We start from the raw sequence: 7152 nt of genomic DNA on the forward strand, positions 1-7152 counted from the left end.
CTGTACATATTTAAACTAGCATTTATAATCCGATTGTTGGAAAAAGATAAAACAACTTTATTAATAACTCACGAGTTGATAAATCTTTATTTTTAGAGATGAATTTCATTACTGCATTATCTTCTGTTAACATTTCTAAAAATAAGTCTATAGCCTGATACATTACAGGTGGTACTTTATGAGAGGTCTTTTTATGGTTTACTAATACTTCATTGTATATAGAAGAATAATTCCCCAATTCAAGTTCAATTTGATTTACTTTAAATTCATCCTCTCTAAAGCTATTTAAGTATACCTTCCCTTCATAAGCAGACTGTTCAAGATGAGAAAGTATGGTAAGTAGGTTCATTTGGCAAAACATATCTTCACCAAACCATAAAACAATACATTTATACTTTTTCGTAAAAAGGTTTTCTAACGGATCTATAACCTTTTTTATATAACTTTCTACTGAACTGTTATGTCCTTTCGCTCTTGTTTTAATAAACTCTTCATTAAAAACTTGAGTAGTAGCCGAGTTCACACACATTGCCTCATTAAATGGGGCATAATCAGAATTACCCATTAGCTTTTCGTTTTTAAATTCTTCATACATAACTTGACCATTTAATATGTTAAGTACCTCTTTATCAAATAGCTCACTCTTCCTATCTCGTAACTGTTCAACCTCTATTTTTCTAGAAATATTCATTTTAAACGCCCTTCTTTATTTAAATTTAGTTTAACAAATGATTGAATAGGCATTTTGTTAAGTTGGTATTCTCTTGGATTCATTCCAAAAACATTTTTGAAAGCTCTACTATAAGCCTCTTGGGAAGAGTAATCGTAATCCAACGCTACCTCAATTATCTTCCTACCATTCTTTAAATCTTCCGTAGATACATATAACCTTCTAAGAAGAATATAACGTCTAATACTGAAACCCGTTACTTGATGAAATTTAAAAGAGCAATAATAAGGAGAATACCCCATGTAACGAGATAATTCATCTAAAGAAAATCTCCTTTTTAAATTGCTCTCAATCCAATTAATCATCTGCTGTATATGTTCATTCATTTCCTTCACTCCTTATTTAAAAGTATAGGAGAAGTGCGTTTCTTTCTTTTGATATTTCTTGTGTTTTATAACATGAGCCTTTCTCTAAAGTCTTTATAATCTATATATAAGTATTAATTTTTATTTTTTCATCTATCTTATTTTGTCATACCTTCTATTCATTTTTCAATTTAGCGTTAATGAGTATGTTGGCAACACCTTACTAATTATTAAAGGTCAATTTACATCATATTTCATTTTAAAGGATTTCAAAAATTAAACACGAATTTTATAAAATAAAATTCTTTTAATTCCCAAGTTAAAAAATTAAGGTTTGGAAAGGACGTTTCAATGAACAAGCTAGAAAAAGAAATACTTCAATTCATAAATGAACAGTATCCGTTGAATTTTATTAACATTAAGCCAATAACAAATGAGATGTATGAATGTCTTACAGATCAAGGTACATACTTCAGTAGAATTACAAACTACAAAACATATGAAGAACAGAAAGAAGAAGTTATATATACGAATTTTTTATATCAAAATGGTTTAGGTGTTCCACCAATAATCCCTTCATTACAAGGGAATTTTGTAGAAAAATTCACATTAGACAAGGAGATTTTTGCTGTATTATATAAAGCTGCTCCTGGTATACATTTACCAAGGTCTGAATGGAATTCTAATATATTTAAAAAACTTGGTAAACAAATTGGAAAATTACATCGTATATCTAAAAGCTTTGAAAAGATTAAACCAGTAAAACATATAAACGATTGGTATGAAAATGAAGAATATAATTTTCTTAAATATATCCCTAAAGAAGAAAATACAATAAGAGAAATTGCATCTGACGTTTTAACTTCCATAAAAGAGCTACCAAAATCCTCTTCAAATTATGGCTTAATTCACGGAGATTTATGGTTAGAAAACATTTTAGTCGAAAATAATTCAAACTTAACAATGATAGATTTTCAAGACTGCGAAAAACATTTTTACATATTCGATTTAGCCGTTCCTATTTATAGTGCGATAGAATATTCATTTGCTGGAAATGGGAATATCGTTGACTATGAGTATTCAATTACAAAAGCACTATTTGAAGGCTACCAAGAGGAAAATGAGCTACCAAAAGAGATGATAGACAAGTTTCCATTATTTATTAAATTAAAGGAGATTTTTGAATATAGCTTAATGCATATGTATTGGGATAAAGAAGAATTAGCGGAGGAACAAGTACGGATTATGAACCTTTATAGGATAAAGATCGAGAATAAGTATACCTATATCAATATTTAAGAATGCTGCTGTTTAACTATAAGGAAACTTTAGTTAAACAGCAGCATTTATTAATTAGCTGACAACCTTTTTTATGACTTATAAATACTGATTCAATAATCTTTTCAAATACACTTCATTTTGCGGTGATACTTTTTCAGAAAACCTAGCTGCAATAATAATAGGAGCCCATTGAAAAATCTCATCTCTTGATAAACCCGTATTCCTGCAATATATATGTAAATACATTTCAGCTAATTCTACTGAAGCTTGAGCGTACAATAAATATGTCCGAAATACATCTGCACGAATATCACCTAAAGTAGCATCTACCCAATCTATAATTTTCACGTTACCATTACTGAAAATTAGATTAAACGGATGAAGATCACCATGACATAATCTAGGTTCAAATTTGATTGAATGTAACTTATTCAATATATTTTCCTTTTGTTTTTCATCCAATTTATGTACAGATTTAATTTGTCGTTCTAACTTTTCTCTCATTGATTCCATATCATCGGTATTCACACATATAGCATGAATCTTTTTTTGCTCATTAACACAAAGGCCGATATAACGCTCTGCCTCATTTAAATTATTAAGCAGAAGATCACCAATGTTGTCCCCTTTTACATGTTCCATAATAATTGCCTGTCTATTTTGTATCTTTGTCACTTCAAATACGTTTGGAACTGGCAGCCCGCATGAATAGGCATATTTTTGTTTTTTTGCTTCATTCATAGACTCTGTATCTGGGAGGTAATCTTTAAATAATTTTACAACCTTATCATCAGTTAAATAAATTTCTGCAGTATTCCCTTTTGCAATTGGATTACCTAAAACCACTTCATTTCTCCCCTTAACATAAATTAGAATAACACCTTATACTTCTCTTTAAATTCACTATAATCCTAACTAAAACCTTCTTCACGAATATACAAAAAACTTACAGCTTTCCACCCTTAAATAGAAAGCTGTAAGTTTAATTGTTTAGGAATATCCGAATGAAACTCTGATGTATGCACAATTGAAAATGCATATCCTTGCTCAATAAATGATACTTCATTACGTTTACATTCAAATGGTACACTATTTTTCTTAAAGTTATTTTGGATTCGCTGTAAAAATGCTGAATCCGGTGTTCCGAAAGAAACATGAACTTTCGGTGGTAAAGCTTTCATTGCGATTGGAATCCAAGGTCTCTGCCACCAAGTCGCGACGATATATGCAGTGCCACCTATAACAAAGTTGAAAATATCCCCATCTTCCATCGTTTTCATATTTAGATTTGATTTCAGCCATTCCGTAAAAATAGGTACACTTTTAACAGGAAGACCAATTTCCCTTACATATAAAATGTTTAAAGGTGACTGCGGTACTAATACATCTTCTTTAACATAACTATGCGCGATAATTTCGAGTAGATTTCCATCTCCGTCTTTAAAGTATAAATTGAATCGACCATCCTCTTCATCAATTATATGACCATCTTTCCATTTTACAATGAGTAATCCAGACTCCTCAAGCCATCTTGCTGTTTCATGGAATTTTGAATATGGGATTTCAAAAGCAAAATGTGCAGGTGCAATTGGTTCATACACTTCTTGAAAACTAATTGTTGTGTATGGCGTTACTTCAAATTGAATAAATGACGCTGTTTCTTTTTTTATTGGAAAAGATAATATATCTCTGTATACTTGTTTTACTCCTTCTATAGAAACTGTTTGTAGTTTAATATCTGAAATGTGTGTAATCATTATAATAAACCTCCAAATTTATTATTTCTATTAGTATTGTATTTCAAAAACTAACAGGAAAAATCCATCTGGAGATTGAAACTTTAATTAACAAACTACTACTTTTGTATTAGAGCTGTTACGTTAACATTTTCAGCCAATGCAATACGATCTGAATTTTAAACAGTTTGCGTTTTTAGTACAAATAATTGGTATGAACGACCACATCAAGATATAATGAATACCATCTTAAGCTAAAAGGAGTGTTGTACTGTGACTCAAAGAATTTCTTACTATGATGCTGCACCTGATGCTATGAAGATTATGATGGACATGGAAAAATACACAAAGCAATCACCAATTAATCGAACAACTAGAGAGCTTATTAAAATTAGAGTTTCTCAAATCAATGGCTGTGCTTACTGCTTAGATTTACATACATCTGATGCACGAAAAATGGGAGAGACTGAGCAAAGAATTTATTGCTTAAGTACTTGGGATGAATGCACTTTTTATACAGCAGAGGAAAAAGTCGCTCTTGAATTAGCTGAACATATTACACTTATTCCTACTAAAAGAGTTCCTGATCCCCTATATAAACGAGTACGTGAACATTATGATGAAAAACAATATATTGACCTTGTCTTGATTATTAATCAAATTAATAGTTGGAATAGAATTTCTATTGCGATGGGAAATACACCAGCAAAAAAATAACACTTTAAGCAAACAACTTACTCAATACGTTTTATTACATACACTTCAAAAAGGTTGATTCTAATACATTACAAGAATCAACCTTTTTAAGTTATATTGGACTTTACCAATGTTTTCTTATTTCTTCTACTATAACTTCCGGATAATCCCAATGTAACAGATGAGTAGAATCTGGGATTAGTTTTACTGTCGCTCTCGTTCTCTCACTAAAAATACTCCCTGTCTTCCCTCTATATTCACCCCAAATTTCTGGTACTGTAGCACGAAGTAATATTATATTAGATGGTAACTCCTCATATATATCCATTGTTTCATCCTTGTGCATACCTCTTACGATATTACCAGCTGTTGTACCCCTCGCATGCCAACATACTTTATTATCCATTTCTATACCAAGATCCTTAACTGCAAGTTCTAATAATGGAGACCACCTTGTATACACTTCTTTTTCACTTTTAAAGAAATCATCCCAACTATCAAATACATACTCTTCAAAGTCCTTTTCATAATAAGCAATTTCTTCTTCCAAGGTTTCTTCTTGAAACCTTTTCGTTTGGTACCCTCCATCAATGAGAATACTCCCTAATACCTTTTCTGGATGATTTAACAAATAAAATAACGCTACAAAACTTCCCCATGAATGTGATAGAAAATAGAAGTATTCGATTCTCAATTCATTTATTATTTCATTTAACCAATTTGCTAAATTGTGCATCTCATAATCTTCTGTTCTTTCAAATGGGGGTGTTTTACCATGTCCAGGTGCATCAACGGAGATAAATCTATACTCTTCTTTTAATTCCTCAGCAATTTCTATAAAACTTAAACTCGTACTACCTAATCCATGTAAACAAAAGATAACGGGCTTGTCATTATTCCCCCATTCAGTAATATGTACATTTATTTTTTCATTGCTAATATAGTAACGTTTCAAAACACTTATCCTCCATATTTTGATTTTTCAATTTACACTTTATTTATTTCTATTATTTTCAAATTTCCCCTTCATTTTTTCCCACACAAAAAGCTGCTTTTCTTTAAATAAAAAGCTGCTTTTATACTAAAAAACATTATAATTTAACAGCAATAATCATAAATCTTTTTGAATTAGTACGAATCCCTTTTTCAGAACTATACGTATCAATGAACTTTTGTAAAATAGTAAAATCCTCTTCCTGTTCTCCGAATCTAGGAATAATAGGGGTATGTTTTAATAAGAAAATGAGATCTTCAGACCTACTGTAATAATCAGTAACATCATATTCACGTACTTGCACGAGATCAAATCCTGCACTAATAAGTTCATTCATATACTTTTCTTTTAAAGTACCATCCCGTTCACCTAAGCATTGTCCTCTACCAAATGCTTCTTTCAGGTTTAATTTATCATTCTCACTTACTTGTTGTGTTAAGAAAAATGCACCCTTTTTCATTACTTTCGCTAACTCAGATGCCAGAAACGGGGCATGACAACTTGAAGCAATATCAAAATGTGCATGTGGAAATGTTAAAGCTTCAGAACCCATTTGAAGAAACTCAACATTTTGTACACCTGATTTTTTCAAGTTAGAATGTGCCGTTTCAATCATGCCGTTAGAATTATCTATCCCAATTAATAATTTGGCTGAAGATGCTATATTAAGTACATTTTCCCCTCCACCTGTACCAACATCAAGTAAAATATGTGATGGTTTGCACCTTTCTTTTACCTCACTATAAAAGTCCCACGTATCTCCTACAGTTTCACATTTTATTTTACTAAAATCCCATCCATTTAATCTTCCTACTTTATCATAGAAGCTTTTATACTCTAATTCGTTCATCTTATTACTTCCCCTTTGTAAAAATAAATTAAATATGTATAATAACCTACGACACTCCTTAATTATATATTATAAAATACAAATTATTAAAACAACATTTCCCTTCACACTACAATAAGTTTACATAACATTTTTATGGTTTATCTTTATCTATATATTTTAAATGCCCTCTTCCCCAACTACACATACTATCCAAAACAGTACTGACTGTTTTTCCATGTTGAGTTAAGCTATATTCTACTTTAGGTGGTATTTCTTGATAAATTTCGCGTTTTATTAGTTGATCTTGCTCTAATTCACGTAATTGCTTTGCTAACGTCCCTTGAGATATATCTGGTATTAATCGCTTTAATTCACCAAAACGCTTCGTTCCATCTGTTAGCAAAATAAACAAAATGAGCGGCTTCCATTTCCCACCGATTATTTGTATGCTATTACTCCTTTTAACTTCTGTTCTTGTAAATCCATTTTTCTCACCTCTCCTCAGATATCATAAAGTGAAACTTTAATCAGTGGGGGTTTTGTCCATCCCACACTGATTATTAGTTGAACCAATCGGG

General features: G+C 30.9%; 6 protein-coding genes and 2 pseudogenes. 2 read left to right on the forward strand and 6 right to left on the reverse strand.

Going from position 1 to position 7152, the window contains the following annotated elements; all coding sequences use genetic code 11:
* Window positions 1-28 precede the first annotated feature (28 nt).
* Window positions 29-1056: pseudogene (locus RT27_RS34605) on the reverse strand (AraC family transcriptional regulator); the annotation flags it as partial.
* 330 nt (window positions 1057-1386) lie between these two features.
* On the opposite strand from RT27_RS34605, the gene RT27_RS31005 reads away from it, so the two are divergent.
* Window positions 1387-2334: a phosphotransferase gene (locus RT27_RS31005; protein ID WP_043939020.1), complete on the forward strand. Its 948-nt coding sequence runs from the start codon at window positions 1387-1389 to the stop codon at window positions 2332-2334.
* Window positions 2335-2412: 78 nt separating this feature from the next.
* Here RT27_RS31005 and RT27_RS31010 read toward each other — a convergent pair whose 3' ends face one another.
* Together RT27_RS31010 and RT27_RS31015 are read right to left on the reverse strand one after the other, a co-directional pair.
* A complete protein-coding gene (locus RT27_RS31010) occupies window positions 2413-3162 on the reverse strand; it encodes an aminoglycoside phosphotransferase family protein (protein ID WP_043939021.1) in 750 nt (249 codons plus the stop codon).
* Between the two features lie 116 nt (window positions 3163-3278).
* Window positions 3279-4073 carry a glyoxalase gene (locus RT27_RS31015; protein WP_043939022.1) on the reverse strand — a complete coding sequence of 265 codons (795 nt, stop codon included), beginning with the start codon at window positions 4071-4073 and terminating at the stop codon, window positions 3279-3281.
* Between the two features lie 252 nt (window positions 4074-4325).
* Between RT27_RS31015 and RT27_RS31020 the strand changes: the two genes are divergently transcribed.
* Window positions 4326-4769, forward strand: coding sequence for a carboxymuconolactone decarboxylase family protein (locus tag RT27_RS31020; protein ID WP_029442370.1), 444 nt, complete (start codon window positions 4326-4328; stop codon window positions 4767-4769).
* Between the two features lie 103 nt (window positions 4770-4872).
* Here the strand turns inward: RT27_RS31020 and RT27_RS31025 are convergent, their stop codons facing one another.
* The 3 genes and pseudogenes from RT27_RS31025 to RT27_RS31035 form a co-directional block, all read right to left on the reverse strand.
* A complete protein-coding gene (locus RT27_RS31025; RefSeq protein ID WP_043939024.1) occupies window positions 4873-5703 on the reverse strand; it encodes an alpha/beta hydrolase in 831 nt (276 codons plus the stop codon).
* Window positions 5704-5839: 136 nt separating this feature from the next.
* Window positions 5840-6592 carry a class I SAM-dependent methyltransferase gene (locus RT27_RS31030; RefSeq protein WP_029442368.1) on the reverse strand — a complete coding sequence of 251 codons (753 nt, stop codon included), beginning with the start codon at window positions 6590-6592 and terminating at the stop codon, window positions 5840-5842.
* 133 nt (window positions 6593-6725) lie between these two features.
* Window positions 6726-7060: pseudogene (locus RT27_RS31035) on the reverse strand (winged helix-turn-helix transcriptional regulator).
* Window positions 7061-7152 lie beyond the last annotated feature (92 nt).

It is taken from the genome of Bacillus sp. L_1B0_5, from assembly GCF_000836715.1.
GTDB lineage: Bacteria > Bacillota > Bacilli > Bacillales > Bacillaceae_G > Bacillus_A > Bacillus_A thuringiensis_S.